Below are 20369 nucleotides of genomic sequence, written 5' to 3' on the forward strand. Positions count from 1 at the left end.
CGGCCCGCGCGCAGCTCACTTTCCTGGCCGCGGCGCGAGCAGGCGTAGGACGGGCGGAATCCGGCGCAGCTGGTGCAGATAGCGACGGCGTCGGCAGGCCGGAGATTGGGGAGGATCCGGTGCTCTCCGCATTCGGGGCAGCGCCCGTGGACACGCAGGGCGCGGCACTCGCAGGTGCGGCAGACCGGTCCGTCCGGCCAGACGGCGGCGAAGAATCCGAATCGGCCGCAGCGGCAACAGGTCCGCTTGTGCCAGCGTTCCAGCTGCTCCAGCGTGCGGTAGGCGGGACTTACTCGCCGGGCAGGATTCGGGCGGCGCGGGGTCGTAGCTTCGCGACCGTGGCTGATGGTGCGGGCCGATCGTCGGTGGCGGTCTTGCGGACGCCGGCGTTCTCCGCGGTGGTGGCCACCAGGTCGGCCGGGGTGCAGCCGAGGATGTCGCAGAACGCGGACAGCACCTGTTGCGAGAGCCGTTCGGGGGTGCCGGAGACCAGGCGGTGGACCTGCGACGCGGACAGGTCGATGCCGCGGTCCCTGAGCAAGGGAACCAGCTCGGTGGCGGTGTAGATCTTGTGCGAGGCCATGATTTCCCGTAGCTGCCAGGTGTAGCCGACTTTCCGCTTCACGACTGTGCTCCCGGGCTTGCCAGGGCCGCGGTGACGACACTGTCGAGGTGGCGGCGCAGGGTGCGTTTGCGGAAGTCCGAGCCCACGCAGGTGTAGATCGAGGTCGTGGAGGCGTGTTCGTGGCCGACTTGTTGTTGCATTATCTTGAGCTGCCAGAGCATCTAGACCTCTGACCTGCGGCGTTCCATTGTGGACGTTGTCCTTGACGTGTCGGTTGGATGCATGGTGGTTGCCTCTCAGCAAGAGCCGATCGTTACTTGACTGGGACGCCAAGCCAGTGGCTCGTGGCCTGTCTTGTTGATCGTGAGGCAGGTCGGGGCGCTGAGCTGTGTTGCCTCGGAAATGGGAGACCGTAGCGGGTCTGGTGTCTCATGGATCATGAAGTAGATCTCCGAATCACCCCTGTCGTCCGCGGCGCGGGCAGCGACACAAGTCTCGTGTGCGTGGTCCTTAACTGAGCAGAAGGAGTGCGTAGTAGGCCAGGAAGTGTTCGACTGCGTACGAGCTGCCGGTGATCTGTGGCAATGAGGCGTGGGTGTGGGCGTGCGCGGTATGGAGCATGGCGGGGATCCGGTCGTCGCCGGCGGGGAGTGCGTGCGTGAGGCGGTGCCAGCACCAGGCGCGGTGCAGGTTGAGCCCGTGCAGGTGGGCGATCAGCCCGTCGGAGGGATCGGTGACGGTCGCCGGGGTGAACAGGGGCGCGGGCTTCTGCTCGGCGATGCCGGGTAGGAACCGCCGTAGCCAGTCGGCGAACTCGGTCGGGGATAGCAGACGGGTCATGAGTTCGGCTTCGGCCAAGGCTGGGGACAGGAAGTCGGCTCCGGAGGGCTCCCAGGCGCCGGGATAGTCGTGGTCGGATCCGAACCACCGCCAGGCGGTCTCGGTGATGACCTGCTGCAGCCGCGGTTCGCCATGGTCGGCGAGGTAGCCGGCGTAGGGCAGAGCGCGGGACAGCCCGAACGCACCGTTGTCGTGCACCCCGGACCGGATCGGATAAGTGGCCCGCGGCAGCCAATCGAGATAGCGGGCCACGAAGACCGCACTCAACTCGTGCAGGGCTGTTGACCAGCGCGCGGCATCCGGGTCGTCCCAGGTGGCGGTCTCGAGGGCCAACTAGGTGCCCGGACACCAGAGTCACAGCGCGAGGACGTCACCGGATACCCGCTTACCCGGCGTCCCATCGACTACTTCAAGACGATGTACGCGGACACCGCCTTGTTCGGAGCGGCGCACGCACTACGCTGCTCGATCGACTTCTATGGAACCGACCACGTTCTGTTCGCATCGGACAGTCCCTACGATCCCGAACGCGGTTCCGGCTACATCCGGTCGACGATCGAGAACCTCCATTCCATCGGCCTGGACGAGGAAGAACAGCAGGCCATCTTCTCCGGAAACATCAGCCGCCTGCTCGGCCGCGATCTGGCCAGGAGATGACGCGGGCGGACAATCGCCGAACTCATGACCGGGAGCTGGTCTCGACTGTCCGCTCAACACGAACGAGATCTTTCGCTTTTCGTCGGCGTTCAGGTCAGCCTGGCCGCGTCCAGGCCGCGGTCCGCCACTCACCGAACCGCACACCGGCGATGGGATTCCGCAGCTGACATGACCAGTCAGCCGTGCCCGCGACTCCTCGGCGCGCAGGCCCATGCACTTCAGCACGCGGGCCGGACGGCCCAGATCACCGAGCTCGGCGACCAGTTGCGTGATGAGTTTTTTGCAGGGCCTCGCTTGTGATCCGAAGTGCTTCTCTGCACCAAGCAGAGTCGACACGCCGGACTGTTCGGTGCCGGAGTTCCCGGACTTGCCCGCCTGGCCTTCACACTTCGCGTCGGGGTAGCGAGCCTTCGGCCGCCCGCCACGTTGGTTCTGGGTGCCGGTGATCGCTGGGTCGGGTACCGCGCACTCGCTTGAATGCCACGCTGAGTGCGAAGGCGTTCGCGTAGCCGACCTTCCTCGCAATGGTGGTCACTGTGTGATCGGTCTCCCGCAACAGGTCCGCGGCCAGGGCGATCCGCCAGCCCGTGAGGTAGGACATCGGTGGTTCGCCGATCATGGCGGTGAACCGCCGGGCAAGTGTCGCTCGTGAGACTCCCACTTTATCCGCCAGGTGCGCGACTGTCCACGGGTGGGCGGGTGTGTCATGTAGTAGCCGCAGCGCGGTACCCACGACCGGGTCACCCAGTGCGCAGCACCAGGCCGGGACGTTGGCGTCCGGATTTTCGAACCAGCTGCGGAGCGCCGAGACCAGCATCAGGTCCAGCAGCCGGTCCAGTACCAGCTGCTGTCCCGGTCGGTCCCCGGCAACCTCCTCGGCCACCATTTCCGCCGATGGGTAGGGCCTGTTCTCGGCCGGCACTACCAGCACCGCGGGCAGGGCCTGCAGTAGTCGTTCGCTGAGTTCTCCTCGGCGTTCGAAAGCTCCGCTGACCAGCACGGCAGACCCCTCGGCTGGTGTTCCACAGGTCCGGGCGGGTCCGGCGGCCCTATCGGTGCCTGAGCAGTAGTCGGCGCTGGTCACCACGAACGTTGGCGTGGTGGCGGGGTCATCGGCCACCGTGTAGGGCGCGTCGCCGCGGATGACGGCGATGTAGCCGACGTCGAGGAGTACCGGTTCGTGTTGGTCGACAACGATCCAGGCCCGGCCGCGCAGCATCGCAGCCAGTGTCAGGGAGGCGCCGCTGGCCATCCGCAGGCCCCAGGGCGGTCGCATGATCACCTGTCGGAAGACGGCGCTGCGCGCCCGTACCTCTGCCAAGAGTTCCGACACGGCGTCCATGACGCGAGCGTAGACGCTTAGACATCAACACGCGCTTTTAAGGCATGGACCGTCTCAAGGCTGGTCCGATTGACTGCGAACATGGAAAAGTTCACCGCACGCATACCGGAAAATGTTTTGCGCGACCTGGCGGACCGGCTCGCCACCACTCGCTGGGCGCCGCCGATGCCGCAGTCAGGCTGGGGTTACGGGACCGACCAGGACTACCTGCGGGAACTGGTCGAGTACTGGCGGACCGGGTTCGACTGGCGGACGCAGGAAGCCCGCCTGAACCGGCTGAGCCAGTACCGAGCGACCGTCGACGGAACGGGCGTGCATTTCGTCTGGGAACGGGGACAGGGACCGAATCCGTTCCCGCTGGTGGTGATGAACGGTTGGCCAAGTACGTTCGCCGAGATGGAACGGCTGATCCCCCTGCTGACCCATCCCGACGACCCAGCGGACGCGTTCGACGTGGTGGTACCGGCACATCCCGGGTTCGGCTTCTCGGACAAACCGGCAGAGCTGGGCGACGTGTCGTACCAGCGGATCGCCGCTCGCACACTCACCCTGCTGCGGGACCACCTCGGCTACCAGCGATTCGGTGCGGCAGGTGGTGACGTCGGAGCCAGCGTGGCCTTACGGCTCGGCATGGACTACGCCGAGCACGTCGCCGGGGTGCACACCGACTCGAACGGACTGATCATCTATCCGATGGTTCCCCTGCCGGAAGCCACCGAAGAGGAGCAGCCATTCCTACAGAACGTGTTGAACTGGATGGAAGCCGAGGGCGCGTACTCCATGCTCCAGGCGACGAAACCAGCCAGCCTGGCACCCGCAGTGCACGACTCTCCCTCCGGGTTGGTGGCCTACCTCGTGGAGAAGTTCCGGTCCTGGAGCGACTCGAGCGGGGAGGTCGAGCGTCGATTCTCCAAGGATGACCTGCTCACCAACGCCACTCTGTACTGGGCAACGGAAAGTATCGGCAGCTCCTTCTTGGCGTACTACGACGCAGTCCACCACCCACAGGAGGTCTCGAACATCGAGGTCCCGGTCGGCGCCGCGCTCTGGCCGGCCGATCCGGTCACGGGTGCCGCGCAGCCGCCCCGGTCGTACGCCGAACGCTGGATGAACGTCCACCGGTGGACCGAGATGCCGGCTGGCGGACACTTCTTCCAGCATGAGGAGCCCGAGCTGTACGCCCAGGAGCTGCGAGAGTTCTTCCGACCGCTGCGGAAGTAATACTCTGGCTCGAGCCAAGGGAACGATGGATCATCGTTGGCACGATGGCCCGTCACATCCAACCCCGGAGGGATGTCCCTCCGGGGTTGCGCCTTGGAGAGCTCTGCAGCGTGTGATCAACGCACTCTCTCGCGGCGAGCCCGTCCTTACTTCGGCGGTGCGCTGGGCGTCGTCGGCCGACGGGCGGGCGTAGCGGGCGACGCCGCGGAGGTCCTGGTGTCCGCTTCTGACCATGAGGTGGGTGACGTCCTGGCCGTCCCAGCCCAGCCAGCGGCATGGCGAACGAGCCGGACAGGTTCACCGGTCGTCATCCAAACGCGACCTGGCAGCAGCGGGGTCACGAGCGAAGGTGCACCAGAGCCCCGGCAGGCGCGCCAGCGTCCGTGCAATGACCGCACCCGGATCGCATCACCCCAGCCAGCGGGCAGCCGACCCCGGGCGGGGTCCTCACGATACGCCGCAGGAAGTACACCACCATCCCGAGCACGTCGCCCCCTACCGCCGATGTCGATACGGCCCCCGGCCCCGCCGCCGCGCTGACCCTAGTGTGAGGTTGCCCCCGGGAACCGGACACCGGGGTTTATGCCACGAGGGCGAGATCTTGACGATAGCTTATGCGGGTTTCGTGGGGTGTTCGGTAGTCGAGTGTCGAATGTAGACGGTCGTGATTGTAGTAGCCGAGGTAGGCGAAGACGGCTCGTCGGGCGTCATCTCGGCTGGCCCAGACCTGGGTTCCGATCTCGGTTTTGAGGGTGGCGAAGAACGACTCCGCGACCGCGTTGTCGTAGCACGATCCGACACGCCCCATCGACGGACGGATGCCCGCAGTGTCGAGTGTGCCGCGGAACTCGGCCGAGGTGTACTGGGCGAGTTCAATCGGTGGATGCAACACGGGGTTGTTGGAGTGAGCGTAGCTGCTCGGCGAAGACTTCGGCCGGGGTTCGCCAGTCGAGGACCTTGCGGGGCCGGTTGTTAATCGTGTGGGCGACGGCTTCGAGGTCCTCGGCCGACCATCGGGACAGATCGGTTCCCTTCGGAAAGTACTGGCGCAGCAGACCATTGGTGTTCTCGTTGGTCGGTCGCTGCCATGGCGAGTGCGGGTCGGCGAAGAAGACCTTCGTCCCCGTCTCAAGGGTCAGCTGCGCGTGCGCAGACAGTTCCTTCCCGCGGTCCCAGGTGAGGGTTTGTCGTAGTTGCTGCGGTAGTTGTGTGATCGAGACAGCTAACGCGGCGTTCATCGCGATGGCGCCATAGCCACCAAGCGAGGGACCGTTCTTCACCGGCGGGTTCTCGCCCCAGCCCTCCAACCGGGGCAGGTGCACCAGGAGCGTGGCTCGGCTGCTGCGCTCGACGAGCGTGCCGATCGCGGACCGGCCTGTCCCGATGATCAGATCCCCTTCCCAATGCCCTGGAACAGCGCGATCGGCGGCTTCGGCGGGACGTTCGCTGAGGACGACATCCGCGCTGACATGCCCCTGTGGCTTGTTGCGTGACCGGGCTCGCGGTTCCCGCAGGGCCCGGCCGGTGCGCAGACACGCGACCAGCTCCCGTTTGAGCGCGCCGCGTCCCTGGATGAACAGCGACTGATAGATCGCCTCGTGGCTGATGCGCATGGACTCATCATCGGGGAAATCAACCGGGAGCCGGTGAGAGATCTGCTCCGGGCTCCACGCCGTCGCCCACCGCCGGTCTTGCCGATGCGGCTTGTTCAACCCCTTCCACGCCGACTCAGGCCCGCCAACGACCGTGCCATCGGGCCGCCGGACATTCCCGGCGAGCCGTTCCCGCACGTACTCGCGCAGCCTGTCGTCGACCGCGAGCTTCGCGGTCTTCGGGCGTTTCGCTGCCTGCTGTGCTTTCCACTGTGCAACCAAGGCGCGGTAGACCTGTTTCCCGCTCCTGGTCGCCGCGTTGCCGCGCAGTTCGCGTGAGATCGTTCCCGGGTCGCGGCCGATGCGGCGGGCGATCTCACGCACACCGACGTCCTGCGCGCGCAGCAGCGCGATCTCCTCACGCTCGGCGAACGACAGGTACCGGCCTGCGGGCTCGTCCAGACTGATCGGCGGCATGCCTCCAGCGTGACGGAACCAGCGGACCCCGACCGGCCACGACACCCCCACAGCCTCCGCCGCCTCAGCGGTCGTTGCTCCCGACGCGATCTCCCGCCAAAAATCCCGCTGCACCGCCCGAGACGGCTCCGGCCGGCCCGGCGAACGCATCGGCGGCCGCAACGCCCGATCCGCCGCCCACTGCCGCCGCGCACCCACCGGCGCCCCCGGCAACTGCTTCCTACCGCGCCCCACCGCACACCTCCATGATCAAGGTGTTGCGACGACCGGTTGAATCCGCCCTGGCTGCCCCGATCGGAGTGCACGATGGCCCCGGCCGGGTCGCGCAGTGTGATCGCGTTGCGGAGTGCGGCGAGGGCGAGTGAGGATTTCATGCGGGAGTCGATCGAGTACCCGACGACCTTGTTGGAGTAGCAGTCCTTGATCGCACACAGATACAGCTTGCCCAGCGCGGTGGGATGCTCGGTGATGTCAGTCAGCCACTTCACGTTCGGCGCATCGGCGGTGAAATCCCTACGCACCAAGTCGTCGTGCACCGGCGGCCCCGCGTTGCGGTTGCGGCCTTTCTTCTTGGCATGCCGCCACGGCCGTCGGGACGTGCAGGATTTCCGCGTCCTCGGCCGTGAACTCCAGGGTGAGCAGGCACCGGTCAATTGCACGCCGCGCAGGCAGCCGTACACCGTGACACCTCGTTCGGTCGAGACGCAGTATGAGTCCATCCCCGATCGGACTTCCTGCTTGTCGGGCTCGTAAGTCGACCGCTGGTTCGAGAACGACGTCCGGACACCGGCACCGTCGACCGCACCTCCGGCCTGTTCGTATAGATGGCCGAAGATGCGGCGTGCATGCGCCTCGTTGAAGGAGTCACCGTCATTCCCGGAAAGCTCTTGCGCCTCTTCACCATGCGGGATGGCGTCACTGTGTTCACGACTGTGCCGCCAGCCTGACGACCGGGTCAGCGGTCGTAGGGCCATGGGCGATTCGGACCTTAGGGTTGGCCGTCGCCGCCGGGGACAGGCTCAGCTGTGTCGAGCGGGATCGGCAAACGCTGCCAGCCCTGTGCGCCAAGCGCTGTCGAGATCCGCGTCAGGCGGGAAACGGCCGTCGAGTTCGAGGATGACCATGCCGTGGGCGAACGCCCAGACAGCACGTGCCCGGTTGATGTCGCCGCCGACAGCGCGCATCAGCGGCAGCGCGGTCGCTTCCTCCGCCCCGGGCGGCAGCAGGTGGCGAGGGAGGGGTACGGAGTTCATCAGCCGGTAGAGATGGGGATGCGCGAGCGCGTAGGCACGGTAGGCCGCCGCGAGCGCGACCAAGGAGTCGGCTCGTGCCAGCGCGCTCGCCAGCTCCCGCATGGCGAGCGTGATCACCTGCGCTTCAACCGCACCCTTGTCCGGGAAGTGCTTGTAGAGCGACGGAGCGCGGATGCCCAGCCGGTCGCCGAGCGCCCGCATGGTCAGCGCCGCGGAGCCGCCTTCGTCGATCAGCACGCGTGCTGCGTCGACGATCTGCCCGGTCCGCTCACGCACGCCGGCTCCCGTCACGCTCACGCAGGCCGTAGCCGAACGCCCGATCCAACGCGATATGCGCCAGCCAGCCGAGCCCCGCCGTGAACAACGGTACCCAATCCCCTAGTCCGCCGGCGCTGTAGACGACCAAGACGGCCAGCGGGATCCATGGTCGATGCATGACGTTGTAGTAGGGCACGGCTTTCGGCGACAACTTGCCTTTGCCGGCAACGCCGACGCCGACGAACATCGTCAGGTCGGGTGCGATCAGTAACAGGAGCGCGGCGACCAGCGCCGAGCCGCCGTGGTTGATCACCTCGAGCACGATGAAAGCCAGTAGGAACGCCGCCAGAGCGGCCCATGCCACCCGCTTCGCGACCTGGCGGGCGGGTGTGACAACGACAGACATGGAACCCCCAGTTGACGGCTAACGGTGTTAGCTTGAGTTTAAGGCTAACGCCGTTAGCCGTCAACTTGCCCCAAGACTTCCGGGAGCTGAGCCGAGGGGACGCGTATCCATGTTCGCCGCTGGACCGAAATCCACCTCCGTCGTGTTGAGGACGTTTCGCGGTTCGCGGGCGGATCGCTGCCGGCGTGGTTCAGTCGCTCGGAGCGATCCAGCTTGCGTGGATATCGAGCCGTGCCGATGGTAGGCATCCCGAGGTCGACCTGGCGGGTGCTGCGGGTGGGCCGCAGCACCCGCCGGCACGCTTGCCGCACAAGCACTGAAGGGTGCGGTCAATCCCCTCGATCTCACCCAGCCAGCCTCGGACGCGGCGCGCGCTTTCCGGTCTTCCAAGTCGGACTCCAATTCATCGAGCCGGGGCAGCATCTTCGGATCTGCATGCGATTGCACACACCGCAAGCAAGCTCATCGGATGATCTCGAATACAGATCGCTCAACCTGTTGGCTTCGGCATTCACGGACAGCGACGAGGGAAATCTGGTGTCCGTGGGTGGTCGGGCGTGTCATTCGAGATGTTGTCACAGGGTGCCGAACTCGATCAGGTCCTCAATCGCTTGTCGTAGCCAGGCGTTGAAGTCCGAGAACCGGTGCCCGCGCTGCTCCCAGCCGCGCGTCGCGCCCACATGCACGATCGCGACGTCACCACGGTCGAGATCCCAGCAGGCCCAGTCGTCGTTGTCCTGCCGTCTGGCGAACATCACCAGGCGCCGGTGTGGATACGACTTCGCCAGTATCGTGTTGCTGCGTCGGAGCAGGTCGCCTTCGACGATCCACCACGGCTCAAGGTCGGTAAGCCCCAATTCGACAACGCGAACGAATTCCGGCGGGTAATCGAAACCGTCGGGCAGGTCGTCGACAGACAGCAGGTCAGCCACTTCCAGTCCCCGTCTTCTGTAGCCACTCCTTGAGGGCGGCATAGTCGGCCGCTGTCAGGCCGTGACGGGGATCGATCCGATGCAGCAGAGCAGATCCGTGATGGTGTGCGGACACCCAAACCCGATCGGTGTCGGTGATCTCATCATCGACCCAGGCGAAGGGGCGTCCCGCAGCCCAGTCGACGAGGGTACGAGTCTTCCAATGCAGTCCGTTGCGTTCGTCCTGCTCATCGACGTCGGATGGCTCCGGCCAGATCACGACTGCCAACCGCGGCAGCCCAATCCGTGGTGCGATGCACTCATTGGCGTCGTGCATCCATGTGGTGGCCCAGGCCAGTTCACACGGCAGTGCCGCCAGGCGAGGGCCGTGCTCGGGGTTGATTCTGCTCAGCAGCGGGTTCGAGCTGTTCTGCTGTGGATCTGGCGTTGTCCGGTAGGTCGGATACTGTCGCGGCGCGAGACCGAACGGGATGAGCGGCCCGTCGACGTCAAGGAAGAGCAGCGGACGCTGTTTACAACCACCGGTCACAGGCCACATAGTAGCGGCTTTCACCTGACAGGCAGGCTTGATCAGCGATCTCGCAAGAGCATGGCGGGTCCAGCGGTAACCAGGGTCTAGCAGGTCACCCCTCACTCGATCGACCGGGCGAGGCTCGGATGTCGGGCGTGCTGTGAGCGGCGCGCATGGCTCCAGGCGCTGGCGGCCAACGAGCCGAACACCGGTCTGCGGTGGCTGGCTGAGAACCCGGCTCGCAACCGGAAGGTTCGGACGTTTCTGCTCTGGACCCACCACAACCACCACACCGGCGGCATCGTCATCCCCGACGAACTCCGCGGGCGTGGCAACCGAGCCGCCATCGAGGACGATCACCGCTGGGCGTTGGTCCGCCGCCTCCTGCATGACGACACCGTCACCATCCATGACCGAGTCGCCCGTCTGCTCCTGTTCGGACAGCCACTATCCAAAGTAGCCCAACCCGACCCGCGACCAGATCGTCCACGACGACAAGGGAACCCGGATCATGTGTCGGGCGCCGAACCGCTGGACTGCCCAGCCCGCTGGACGACCTCATGCACCAGCTCGCCAACAATCGACACAGCCACGCCGACATCCACCCGTGGCTGTTCCCTGGAGGCGCTCCAGGACGCCCGATCACCGCGACCCACTGGGCCCACCAAGCCAACCCATCCAACGCTGCCAACGCCGCCGGCATCTCCCGGCGACCGAGAGCCGGTCCGGAGTTTGACCTGGAACCGGTCGCGCGAGCGACGCCCCGAAAATTCGGGTCACTGCGGACAGGACCTTGCACCAGCGTGATCTAGCGCAGATCGGCAGGTCGATGCTTCTGTGAGGTCAGGATTTGCGGGCGGCGATCCGGAGGAATAGTAGGCCGACCAGGATCGCCACTGCTGAACTGATCGTGGCTAGTGGCACGTCGTGAGCGGTGCTCACCCCGGTGATGCCGCCGATGATCAACACCACGGCGATGGCGAGCACGATGACACGCTGGGACTTCGAACGGCTTTCGGGCATGTCGGATCTCCTCGGCGTCGCGGGTTTAGTGCAGCGATGACCAGAAGCCGCACTGGTGCGCGGCGGCCGGGTCTACTGTGGAGGGACGATCGGCGTCGGCGGTGAACTCGTGCACCTTCGGCGCGGCCGGGTCCCACGCCGGCCACTGGTCGGCAGTTCTTGTGTGACCGGGGTTTCCGGTGTGCGCGAACGTCGACCAGGCGGCGATCATCCGCTCGGCCAGTTGCTGTTGGGCCGCTGTCAGCGGATACGTCGAACCGTCCAGGTGCACCGGCTTTCCCTTGACGTCGAACAGGTAGAACAGTTCGGAGGCGTGCGAGGCGCCGGGCTGGAACGTCGGCGGCACCGGGATCAGTGGTGGCGCGGTGGGGTCGGCGAAGCGGTAGCCGAACACCGGGCCGCGCGCCGCGAGCGCGGTGTCGGTCTGCTGCTGTGGGCAGGCGAATCCGGAGTCGGTGTAGACCGCGGCCCAGGCCAACCCCGGCGTCGGGTAGTCACGCAGCGGGTACTGCTGCTGAACCGCGGCCGCGCCGAATCCCTTGGCCAGCAGTTCCGGGTACTGCGCGGCAGTGATCGGTTTGCCGAGCAGTTCGTAGACGCCGGCGACCGTGCGCTGTTCATCCGCAGTGTTCCCGGACAGTACCGGCACGTCAAGCGCCTGCTTCAGCCCGTCCCGCGGATCGACCGGCAGCGTCGTGCCGCCCACTGTGGCCGCGGTCGCCGTCCCGGCCTGGGTGAGCAGCTTGTCCACCGGCAGGGCGCGCAGGCAGCCGAGCTGGTCGCCGCCGGGCGGGCAGCCGAGCGCGGCCGCAGCCTGCGCACTGCTGCGTTCGGCCTGCGCCTTGGGCCGCCAGAACGCGCCGAACGCCGGGCTCTCCGGACCGGACGCGTTCGCCGCGAGCGTGGTGTGGCACGAGCCGCTCTGCAAAATCGCCTTGCTGAACAAACCTCTCGCGGCGGGCGAGGTGAGCTGACCGCATATTGCGACCGCGCCACCGGACTGGCCGAACAGCGTGATGTTGCCTGGATCGCCGCCGAACGCCGCCGCGTTGCGCCTCAGCCAGGCGAGCGCCGCCTGCTGGTCCTGCAAGCCGTAACTGCCACCGTCGGTCATCCCCGGTAGCGCCAGGTTGCCGAAGATGTTCAGCCGGAAGTCGACGGTCGCCACCACCACATCGCCCTGGACGGCAAGCCTGCGCGGGTCGTACTCGGTGCCGGCGCCGCTGCTGAAGCCGCCGCCATGCAACCAGACCAGCACCGGTCTCCGGACCGTAGCCGAGTTCGCCGGCACGGTGATATCGAGGTACAGGCAGTCCTCGGCGGTGCTGCCCTCCGGCGGGTTGCCCGCTTGCGCGCACGGCGGCCCCGGGGCGGACGCCTCGCGCACCCCGTCCCACGGGCGCACCGGTTTCGGCGGCGCCCAGCGCTGCGAACCGGTCGGCGGTTCGGCGTAGGGCACGCCTCGGAACCGGACGATGTCGTTGTCCCGCACACCGCGCAGCTCCCCGGAACCGGTGTGCATGTGCGTCGGATCGGCCGCCGCCTCGTTCGTGCAGGCCGTCGATCCGACCGTGGTCGCGGCAAGCAGTAGGGCAGTGGCGAGCCTGCGACGGGTGGTCACACGGCGCATGGAGATCGGCCTTCCGGTCGGGATCGGGAACACCGCGCAAGCTATGTCACGTGTAGTCGGCGCCGCGACTCGCGGACGACCAGTCCTGGCGGATCGTTCGTCGGAATCCGTGCGACGAAAGTCAGTCCGGCGCGAGGAACGTCCACACCTCGGCCCGGCCCGACTGCGGCCGGGCCGGGCGGGCGTACCATCGCGGGGTGGCCACGACGGACGAATCCGGCCGGCCGGTGCGCAACGCCCGACGTGAGCGGTACCTGCTGATCATCACCGCGCTGCTCGCGCTGCCCGGCACCGGGTTCGCCGCGGCCGTGCTCGGCGAACCGTGGCCGGGACTCGCGGCGACACTGGGCATCGGACTGGCCGGGCAACTGCTCGCGTCGGCACTCGTGGCGGGCATGCCCGCGCGCCCCGATCTCGGCCTCGGCGCCGTGGTGCTCGTGGCGTCGCTGCTGCGGGCGACTCCCTCGCCGTGGCAGCATCTCCTGGCCGAGCAGGCGGTGCCGTGGGTGCCCGTCGCACTGGCCTGGGCGACCGTGCGGGTCGTCGAATGCGCACGGACGCCACGGCAGCTGCAGATTTCCGCCGCGATCGCCGTCGCACACGTGACGCTCGCCGGCGTGCTCGACGGACTGGACGGCACCACGGGCTCGGCCGGGACAGCGGTGCTCCGACGAACGGCAACGGCTGGCGGCCGATCTGCACGACACCCTCGGTCACTTACTGACCCTGCTGGTGTTGCACGCCAACGCGTTGACCGTCAGCAGCAAGGAAGCCGAGACCCGCTCGGCCGCGGAACGGATGAGCGGACTCGGCAACGCGGGACTGGACGAACTGCGGAACATCCTCGCACTGCTCGACGCACCAGCCGGTCCGGCATCGGTGCGGCTGGGCAACCGACCGGCCGACGATCCGCCGGAGACGCTTGTCGCCAGGGCGGTGGAAGCCGGGCAGCGGGTGGAGTTGCGCCGCGAGGGGGAGCAACCGGAACTGCCACCGGCGACCGCGAGCACCGTGTCCAGGGTCGTCCAGGAAGGACTGACCAATGCGCGCAAACACGCGCCGGGCAGCGAAGTCCGGGTCACCGTGGCCACCGACGGCGACGTGGTGCGGGTGACCATCCGCAACGGACCAGGAACGGCCGAGGGTAGCGGCACCGGCTCTGGGCGGGGCATCGAGGCGATGCGCAGGCGGGTCGGCATGCTCGGCGGTAGCTGCGAGCATGCCGCCGAATCCGGCGGCGGCTACGCTGTGCAGGTGATCCTGCCCCTCGACGGGGCGGCCCGTACGGACTTCCGGGATGGTACGTGGACCGAGCCGACGCAGCAGAGCTGACTGCCGATGATGTCGTGCATGTCGTCGTGGTCGATGACGAGCCCATGGTCGGTGAGTTCCTGCGCACGATCCTGTCCGACACCGGCCGGATCGTCGTGGACGCGGTGACCTATGACGGCGCCGCGGGCACCGAGGCCGCGGTCCGGTACCAGCCCGACGTCGTGCTGATGGACCTGCGAATGCCACAGGTGGACGGGATCGCGGCCACCGCGGAGATCCGCAGCCTGCCGCAACCGCCAGCGGTGCTGGCGATGACCACAGTGGACACCGACGAACAGGTGCTGGCCGCGCTCGCGCGGTCCGCTGCCACGGGCGCCCTTACCGATCCGGACGTGCAGCTTGCCGAACCGGCCCAGCTCCCACTTCACGTCGGCAAGGTCCAGGCTGCGAGCCTCGTTGACCCGGAGGCCGACCTGCGACATCAGCTTCGCGGCGACGAAGTTCCGGGCGGTCGGCGCGAACTTGCGGCAGGTCACCAGCTCTCCGCGCCAGCCGGCGAACAGGGTGGTGACCTCGGCGTCGGTCGGCGGAATGCGAAGCGCGGCTTGCTTGCGACCACGGGGCTTGTTCATCTCGTCGATCGGGCATTCGACAATCCGGCCGGTCAGGGCATGGATCTCGACCTTGTGCCTCAGCTCCAGGAACGCGAAGAACGTCGTCACCGCCTGCGCCCGCGCCAGCCGAGTGCCCTTCGCGGCGGTCCGCAGCACCTTGCCGAAGCAGGTGTCGGCGTCAGCGGGTTCCATGTCCCACAAGGGTTTCCCGAACCAGGTCCGCACCTGTTCGAGGTGGCCGACATCGGAGCTGATTGTGCCATCGGCCAGCCCGGCCGAGGCACGGGCGAGCACGAACCCGGCCAGCACGTCGGTCTCGAACTGCGCCAACTCCTCCGGACTCGCCGGCGACCGCCGCTCGCGGAGATCCCGCACAACCGCCAGACTCAACCCGCAGCCCCGCCTTCAGTCCTGTCCGCACATCCTCGACCTGTTCGAGATCGGTTCACAGAAGCTGAAGTTGAGTCAGAACGACAGATGATCACCCGAAGGAGTGGGAACGCCCTGGTCCTGGGCGGATCGGACCCTCGCGTTCCCGACGAGGAACCCCAGAACTCACGGGTTATCTCTTATTAGGACGTCGTACTCGGCAACCGGGGTCTGCGTAACCCGGCTGTCAACAAATGTGACTGACCGGGACTCGCTGTTCCGTTCCCACCAGGACCTCCTGTTTGGGTACACATCCCGGACGCGCTCACCGGTGGGCGGCTCCGCCATCACGGCGCGCACACCCCGGTCGACGGACTGTACGTCCTCGGCCTGCCGTGGCAGCGGACCGCCGGCTCGGCCCTGCTCGGTTTCGTCGGCCACGACGCCGCCCACGTCGCCCGGCACATCGTCGAACGCCACCGCCACGGGACGGGGCCCCGACCTGACGGGTTCAGAGAAGCTTGACGCGACCTGTCGAGTTACGGTCAAGCCGTTCGTCATCCTCTTCGACGGATCGACACCGCCCGAGCTGGAGGACCCGTGCACTACATGCTGCTGATCTACAACTGCGACCGGCCCGAACCCGCGGATCCGGCGTTCCCCGAGGCGCTCGCCAGGGTGAACGCCTTCGCCGAAGAGTGCCGCCGCCGCGGCGTGTTCGTCGCCGGGCATCCGCTCCAAGGCGAGCACACCGCCACCACGGTCAGCGTCCGCGACGGCAAGACCTTGATCACCGACGGCCCCTTCCCCGAGACCCACGAACACCTCGGCGGCGCCTACATCCTCGACTGCCGCGACCTCGACGAAGCACTCGAACTGGCCGCGCTGTGCCCGCTGGCCGAGGTGGGCACGATCGAAGTCCGCCCAATCGCCGGAGTTCCCGACCTCGACCACCGGCCCTCGGCCGGAGTATGAGCCCGGCGCCGGTCCTGCGCGCCGTCTACCGCGAACACCGGTCCCGCATGCTCGCGGCACTGGTCCGCGTCCTCGGCGACTTCGAGCTGGCCGAGGACGCGTTGCAGGACGCCTGCGCGCTCGCCCTGCGCAAATGGGACGCCGCCGTGCCGGACGATCCGGTGGCCTGGCTGCTGACCGCGGCCCGCAACAGCGCCATCGACCGGCTCCGGCGTGCCCGCAATGGCCGGGACAAGCTCGCCGAACTCGGACCGGGACCGGAGGCGACGACCATGGACCTCGGCGAGAGCAGCCTGCTCGGCGTCGGCGACGAGCGGCTCAGCCTCATCTTCACCTGCTGCCATCCCGCCCTGGCCGAAGAAGCCCGCGTCGCGCTGACGCTGCAGGCCGTGGCCGGGATGACCGCCGGGCAGATCGCCCGCACCTTCCTCGTCGCCGAACCCACACTCGCCCAGCGCCTGGTGCGGGCGAAGCGCAAGATCCGCGATGCGGGCATCAGCCTCGACGTTCCCGCCGACCACCTTCTGCCCGAGCGGCTCTCCGGCGTCCTCGCGGTGATCTACTTGATCTTCACCCGCGGCTACACCGCCGGCGGCGGCGAGCCGGAGTACCGCGAGTTGCAGCAGGAGGCAGTCCGCCTCGCCAAGCTCGTCGCCACCCTCATGCCCGACGAACCGGAACCTCTTGCCCTGAGCGCGCTACTGCTGATCCACCAAGCGCGCTCGGCCGCCCGGTACACGCCGGCCGGGGACGTGGTCCTGCTCAAGGACCAGGACCGGTCCCGCTGGGACCGCGCCGGGATCGGCGAAGCCGTCCGGCTTCTCGACCGGGCCCTGCGGTTCGGGACGCCCGGGCAATATCTCCTGCAGGCGACCATCGCGATCCTGCACGCCCAGGCGCCGACGGCCGAGGAGACGAACTGGCCCGCGATCGCCGCGCTGTACGAGCAGCTGCTCACGGCGACCCCGTCGCCGGTGGTCGCGCTCAACCACGCTGTGGCGGTTGCCATGGCCACCACCCCGGACGAGGGGCTAGCGTTGATCGACCGGATCGAGGGCCTCGACGGCTACCACCTGCTACACGCCGCCCGCGCCGACCTCCTACGCCGTCTCGGCCGCACCGACGACGCGGTCGCGGCGTACCGGCGCGCACACGAGCTCGCCACCAACCCCGCCGACCAGCGCTACCTCGCCGGCCGCATGCGCGCTCTCAAAAAACCGGAAACTCGATGAACTGAGCTGTCGAGAAGCCCGGTGGTTATTCGTCCTCTGGTGCGTCAACTGACGATTCACCGAAAGGACCCACCCCCATGAGCAGCACTTCCCAAGCCGTGACCTCCGTGAAGGCCGACGTCGTCGTCGATGTCGGCAAGAAGAACGCCTTCGGCGTGTTTACCGAACGGTTCGACGAAATCAAGCCTCGCGAGCACAACCTACTCGCGACGCCGATCAAGCGGACCGTGCTGGAACCTCGGGCCGGCGGCACCGTGTACGACGTGGGCTCCGACGGCAGCCGCTGCACCTGGGCGCGGGTCCTGGCGTACGAGCCGTCGGAGCGGCTGGTCCTCAGCTGGGACATCAGCCCGCGCTGGCAGCTGGAGTCCGACCCCAGCCACACCAGCGAGGTCGAGATCCGGTTCATCGCCGACGGTGCCGAACATACCCGGGTCTCGCTCGAACACCGGCATCTCGACCGGCACGGCGAGGGCTGGGAGAGCTTCACGAGCCTAAGTGCCGGCTCGGGCTGGCCGCTGTATCTCGAGCGGTTCCGCGCCGCGACACAACGGGATGCCGCCGGGGACTGAAGCCGATACCGTCCACACCGGACCCGATCCCAGCGTCAGCGGAAAGGCCACATGAGCACAGGCGCCGACGACTCACACCGCTATCACGCGGAGACGCTGCGCTCGGCGATGGCCGGCGACACCGGAATCACCGAGGTGGCGCTGCGGACCGCGGTGGCGGCCCGCTCGGCGGGCGGGCCGCCTGTCGCCGAACCGTACGACGATCTGGCCCGGCAGATCGGTGACGCCTCCTACCGGGTGACCGACGCCGAACTCGACGCCGTCCGGCAGGCGGCCGGCAGCGACAAGGCCGCGTTCGAGATCGTCATGTCCGCCTGCGTCGGGGCGGGCCTGGCCCGATGGGACGCCGCCACCCGAGTGATCGCGGAGGCGACCGATGCGCCTGCCTGAAGTCGAACGCGGTGACAGTCTCCGCACCAGGACGCTGATCCGGGTCATCTCCCTGGCACTGGGAGCGCGCCTCCCGGACGCGGCCCGCGTTGCCTTCTACCACAAGGGCTTCGTCGGCACAGCGCTCGGCGCGTGGACGCAGGATGCGATGCGCGGGCCGAGCGAATGGTCCATAGCAGAGCGGGAACTGATGGCCGCGATGGTCGCCAAGTGGAACTCGTGTCCGTTCTGCATCGGAGCTCACCGGGCCATCGCCGTGCACGGAATGGACAAGACGGTGGCCGACGCGGCCCTCACCGACTACCGAACCGCGCCGATCTCGGACCCCCTGCGCGCCACACTCACCGTCCTGGAAACCGTGACCCTGCGTCCTGACGAACTGGAGGGCGGACAAATCCGAACGGCGCTGGCCGCAGGGGCCACCCGGCAACAGCTCGAAGACGCGGCCGCGGTCGCAGCCGTGTTCAACATCGTCACCCGCTACGCCAACGCATTGGACTTCGCCATCCCAACCGACGCCGAGTTCGACAAGGCCGCCGGCATGATGCTCAAACGCGGCTACGCCTAACCTCCGGCGGTCGGCGAATCAACGTGATCGCGGCACCCAACTGCCAGCGAGTGTCGAATATCGGACTGCCGCAACGCGAATCCCGCCGATGCGCTGATGTCATCGCCCCACACGATGACCACCACCTCGGTCTTGATCCCCCGGAACCCGATGCCCTTGATCTCCATCGGCGGGCGCGCGGACTGGCAACGAAGTTCCGCCCCCGTGCTCGCCGGCGTCGACGAGCACGGGCGCCCGTATCGGTGCCTCAGCATCCTCAGGGTGCCGAAGCCGTGGCGGCGTCGATCGCGTGCTCCAGCTGGACACGACCTTGATACCGTTCCTGACTCGGCAATGCTGCTGGCACTGAAACGAGAGGCCACAACCGGGGATGATCGTGGTCCATCTCGCGGCGGTGACGTTCCTAAACGTGGCCGGGGTCGGCTCGCCGGACCACACCACCGGCACCGCCGCGGCATTAGCGGTACTGCTCCGAATCCGCGTTCGGCGCCTGGCGCAGCCGCCAGGACGGCGACTAGCGACTCAGGCCCCGGCGTCGGACACTGGGTGGATGGACCGGGACGCGGTTCACCTTCGCTCGCCTCCTCGACGAAGCGGGCGACGCCGACCTGCGCCGTCGTTCGAACGGGACTCACCGGTCGACGCCCTCCAGCCCGACCCTCACCTCGCGGGCACCGAGTTCGGACAAGCCGATGGCGCGAGGAGTGGCCCCGCTTGAGGCGAGGACACCCTGCCGACGGGGTGTTTGCCGCATGCCGTCACGAATCTGCCTATTCCGAGGTGCCTCAGCCAGCCGGTCGTCCGAGCCCGCGAGATCGAGCGTCTTGAGCGAGACCAGCGCATCCGCGCCGACGGTTCCCGTCTCCGCCCGATAGATACACAACGTTTGCCGGTCACGGGCAGAGGCCAGTACTTCGGGTTCGAGCTCGAAGCAGCCTGCCTGAGGATGGTAGAAGACCTTACGACGGCTAGTTCCAGCTGCCACATCGTGCCTGCGCCATAGCCGGACGAAATCGGCGGATGTGACAGAGAGTTCCCGCACGAGGTGCACAAGCTCGACATCTGACGGCCGTTCTACCGAAATCCGGCGCAGATGACTCACTGTTTCCGCTGCTACGGTGTTCCACTCAGGATAAAGAAGGCGGCTCTCCGGCTGCAGGAAGAGTCTACGCGCCATATTGCGCTCACCGTCGGGGTGCAGACCGAGAAGCTCGGCCGCGAGGGGTGTCCACGCGAGTACGTCCAGAGTTCCACTCAGGACGACGGCGGGTAGATCCACCAGCCGAACCAAGATCTCCCGCATCCCGGCTTGCACGCCCTCCGCCGCGTGCTGTTCACAACGCTGTGGCCACAACCGAGGACCGGTCAGGCGAAGCAGATGTTCACGTTCGACGTCGTCGAGCCGCAGCACGGCGGCCACCGCGTCCAGCACCTGCCACGACGGTGTCGCTCTCCCCTGCTCGACGCGGGTGTAGTAATCGGTGCTCACCCCGGCCGCTGCGGCCACCTCATCGCGACGCAATCCGGGCACCCGACGCCGGCCCTGTGGGCTGAGCCCTACGTCGGCCGGCTGGATGCGAGCACGCCGGGACCGGAGGAAGCTGCCTAGTTCCGAACACATGGTTCCATCATCCACGATCGATCCGACCGTAACATGGGTCAATCCAACC

At 67.5% G+C, this 20369-nt stretch carries 23 protein-coding genes and 2 pseudogenes; 9 read left to right on the forward strand and 16 right to left on the reverse strand.

Annotated features, from left to right (window positions below; all coding sequences use genetic code 11):
• Positions 1–289: 289 nt before the first annotated feature.
• The 3 genes from ACM6LU_RS38365 to ACM6LU_RS38375 form a co-directional block, all read right to left on the reverse strand.
• Complete coding sequence (locus ACM6LU_RS38365; RefSeq protein WP_414942778.1) at positions 290–625, reverse strand: helix-turn-helix domain-containing protein; 336 nt, start codon at positions 623–625, stop codon at positions 290–292.
• Positions 622–786, reverse strand: a complete 165-nt coding sequence (locus ACM6LU_RS38370) for a hypothetical protein (protein WP_414942779.1) — start codon at positions 784–786, stop codon at positions 622–624. Before ACM6LU_RS38370 ends, ACM6LU_RS38365 begins: the two co-directional genes overlap by 4 nt.
• Before the next feature lie 289 nt (positions 787–1075).
• Positions 1076–1738 carry a DUF2891 family protein gene (locus ACM6LU_RS38375; protein WP_414942780.1) on the reverse strand — a complete coding sequence of 221 codons (663 nt, stop codon included), beginning with the start codon at positions 1736–1738 and terminating at the stop codon, positions 1076–1078.
• Between ACM6LU_RS38375 and ACM6LU_RS38380 the strand changes: the two genes are divergently transcribed.
• Positions 1703–2062, forward strand: a complete 360-nt coding sequence (locus tag ACM6LU_RS38380) for an amidohydrolase family protein (RefSeq protein ID WP_414942802.1) — start codon at positions 1703–1705, stop codon at positions 2060–2062. The two genes, ACM6LU_RS38375 and ACM6LU_RS38380, sit on opposite strands and share 36 nt — an antisense overlap.
• A 382-nt stretch (positions 2063–2444) precedes the next feature.
• Here ACM6LU_RS38380 and ACM6LU_RS38385 read toward each other — a convergent pair whose 3' ends face one another.
• Complete coding sequence (locus tag ACM6LU_RS38385; RefSeq protein ID WP_414942781.1) at positions 2445–3404, reverse strand: AraC family transcriptional regulator; 960 nt, start codon at positions 3402–3404, stop codon at positions 2445–2447.
• An 81-nt stretch (positions 3405–3485) separates the two neighbouring features.
• Between ACM6LU_RS38385 and ACM6LU_RS38390 the strand changes: the two genes are divergently transcribed.
• Complete coding sequence (locus ACM6LU_RS38390; RefSeq protein ID WP_414942782.1) at positions 3486–4625, forward strand: epoxide hydrolase family protein; 1140 nt, start codon at positions 3486–3488, stop codon at positions 4623–4625.
• A 580-nt stretch (positions 4626–5205) separates the two neighbouring features.
• On the opposite strand, the pseudogene ACM6LU_RS38395 reads toward ACM6LU_RS38390, so the two are convergent.
• From ACM6LU_RS38395 to ACM6LU_RS38440, 10 genes and pseudogenes are all read right to left on the reverse strand, one after another.
• A pseudogene (locus ACM6LU_RS38395) lies at positions 5206–5451 on the reverse strand (transposase); the annotation flags it as partial.
• Positions 5452–5497: 46 nt separating this feature from the next.
• The gene (locus tag ACM6LU_RS38400; RefSeq protein ID WP_414942783.1) at positions 5498–6694 is read right to left on the reverse strand and encodes an IS30 family transposase; all 1197 of its coding nucleotides are present in this window, start codon (positions 6692–6694) and stop codon (positions 5498–5500) included.
• A 242-nt stretch (positions 6695–6936) separates the two neighbouring features.
• Positions 6937–7668: pseudogene (locus tag ACM6LU_RS38405) on the reverse strand (DDE-type integrase/transposase/recombinase); the annotation flags it as partial.
• A 45-nt stretch (positions 7669–7713) separates the two neighbouring features.
• A complete protein-coding gene (locus ACM6LU_RS38410; RefSeq protein ID WP_414942784.1) occupies positions 7714–8223 on the reverse strand; it encodes a TetR/AcrR family transcriptional regulator in 510 nt (169 codons plus the stop codon).
• The gene (locus ACM6LU_RS38415) at positions 8216–8611 is read right to left on the reverse strand and encodes a DUF4260 family protein (protein ID WP_414942785.1); all 396 of its coding nucleotides are present in this window, start codon (positions 8609–8611) and stop codon (positions 8216–8218) included. The genes ACM6LU_RS38410 and ACM6LU_RS38415 overlap by 8 nt, the downstream gene beginning before the upstream one ends.
• A gap of 575 nt (positions 8612–9186) precedes the next feature.
• On the reverse strand, positions 9187–9543 hold the full coding sequence (locus tag ACM6LU_RS38420) for a hypothetical protein (protein ID WP_414942786.1): 357 nt from the start codon (positions 9541–9543) through the stop codon (positions 9187–9189).
• Entirely contained in the window at positions 9536–10444 is a 909-nt protein-coding gene (locus ACM6LU_RS38425) for a hypothetical protein (RefSeq protein WP_414942787.1), read from the reverse strand. The genes ACM6LU_RS38420 and ACM6LU_RS38425 overlap by 8 nt, the downstream gene beginning before the upstream one ends.
• Positions 10445–10897: 453 nt before the next feature.
• Complete coding sequence (locus tag ACM6LU_RS38430) at positions 10898–11077, reverse strand: hypothetical protein (RefSeq protein ID WP_414942788.1); 180 nt, start codon at positions 11075–11077, stop codon at positions 10898–10900.
• 25 nt (positions 11078–11102) lie between these two features.
• A complete protein-coding gene (locus ACM6LU_RS38435; RefSeq protein ID WP_414942789.1) occupies positions 11103–12707 on the reverse strand; it encodes a carboxylesterase/lipase family protein in 1605 nt (534 codons plus the stop codon).
• A 121-nt stretch (positions 12708–12828) separates the two neighbouring features.
• Positions 12829–13104: a hypothetical protein gene (locus ACM6LU_RS38440; RefSeq protein WP_414942790.1), complete on the reverse strand. Its 276-nt coding sequence runs from the start codon at positions 13102–13104 to the stop codon at positions 12829–12831.
• Between the two features lie 287 nt (positions 13105–13391).
• Here ACM6LU_RS38440 and ACM6LU_RS38445 point away from each other — a divergent pair, with 287 nt between their 5' ends.
• Positions 13392–14039 (forward strand): sensor histidine kinase, encoded by a 648-nt coding sequence (locus tag ACM6LU_RS38445; protein ID WP_414942803.1) that lies wholly within the window; start codon positions 13392–13394, stop codon positions 14037–14039.
• 44 nt (positions 14040–14083) lie between these two features.
• Entirely contained in the window at positions 14084–15169 is a 1086-nt protein-coding gene (locus ACM6LU_RS38450) for a response regulator transcription factor (RefSeq protein ID WP_414942804.1), read from the forward strand.
• Here the strand turns inward: ACM6LU_RS38450 and ACM6LU_RS38455 are convergent.
• Positions 15149–15448, reverse strand: coding sequence for a hypothetical protein (locus tag ACM6LU_RS38455; protein ID WP_414942807.1), 300 nt, complete (start codon positions 15446–15448; stop codon positions 15149–15151). The two genes, ACM6LU_RS38450 and ACM6LU_RS38455, sit on opposite strands and share 21 nt — an antisense overlap.
• Positions 15449–15562: 114 nt before the next feature.
• Between ACM6LU_RS38455 and ACM6LU_RS38460 the strand changes: the two genes are divergently transcribed.
• The 5 genes from ACM6LU_RS38460 to ACM6LU_RS38480 all read left to right on the forward strand — a co-directional run bounded on the left by ACM6LU_RS38460 (position 15563) and on the right by ACM6LU_RS38480 (position 18699).
• Positions 15563–15937, forward strand: a complete 375-nt coding sequence (locus ACM6LU_RS38460; RefSeq protein WP_414942791.1) for a YciI family protein — start codon at positions 15563–15565, stop codon at positions 15935–15937.
• Positions 15934–17169 (forward strand): RNA polymerase sigma factor, encoded by a 1236-nt coding sequence (locus ACM6LU_RS38465; protein WP_414942792.1) that lies wholly within the window; start codon positions 15934–15936, stop codon positions 17167–17169. Before ACM6LU_RS38460 ends, ACM6LU_RS38465 begins: the two co-directional genes overlap by 4 nt.
• A 77-nt stretch (positions 17170–17246) precedes the next feature.
• Positions 17247–17741, forward strand: coding sequence for an SRPBCC family protein (locus ACM6LU_RS38470; protein WP_414942793.1), 495 nt, complete (start codon positions 17247–17249; stop codon positions 17739–17741).
• 51 nt (positions 17742–17792) lie between these two features.
• A complete protein-coding gene (locus ACM6LU_RS38475) occupies positions 17793–18131 on the forward strand; it encodes a hypothetical protein (RefSeq protein WP_414942794.1) in 339 nt (112 codons plus the stop codon).
• Positions 18118–18699: a carboxymuconolactone decarboxylase family protein gene (locus ACM6LU_RS38480; protein WP_414942795.1), complete on the forward strand. Its 582-nt coding sequence runs from the start codon at positions 18118–18120 to the stop codon at positions 18697–18699. Before ACM6LU_RS38475 ends, ACM6LU_RS38480 begins: the two co-directional genes overlap by 14 nt.
• Before the next feature lie 631 nt (positions 18700–19330).
• Here ACM6LU_RS38480 and ACM6LU_RS38485 read toward each other — a convergent pair.
• A complete protein-coding gene (locus tag ACM6LU_RS38485; RefSeq protein ID WP_414942805.1) occupies positions 19331–20320 on the reverse strand; it encodes a helix-turn-helix domain-containing protein in 990 nt (329 codons plus the stop codon).
• Positions 20321–20369 lie beyond the last annotated feature (49 nt).

The organism is Amycolatopsis sp. cmx-11-51 (genome assembly GCF_047608665.1).
Taxonomy (GTDB): domain Bacteria; phylum Actinomycetota; class Actinomycetes; order Mycobacteriales; family Pseudonocardiaceae; genus Amycolatopsis.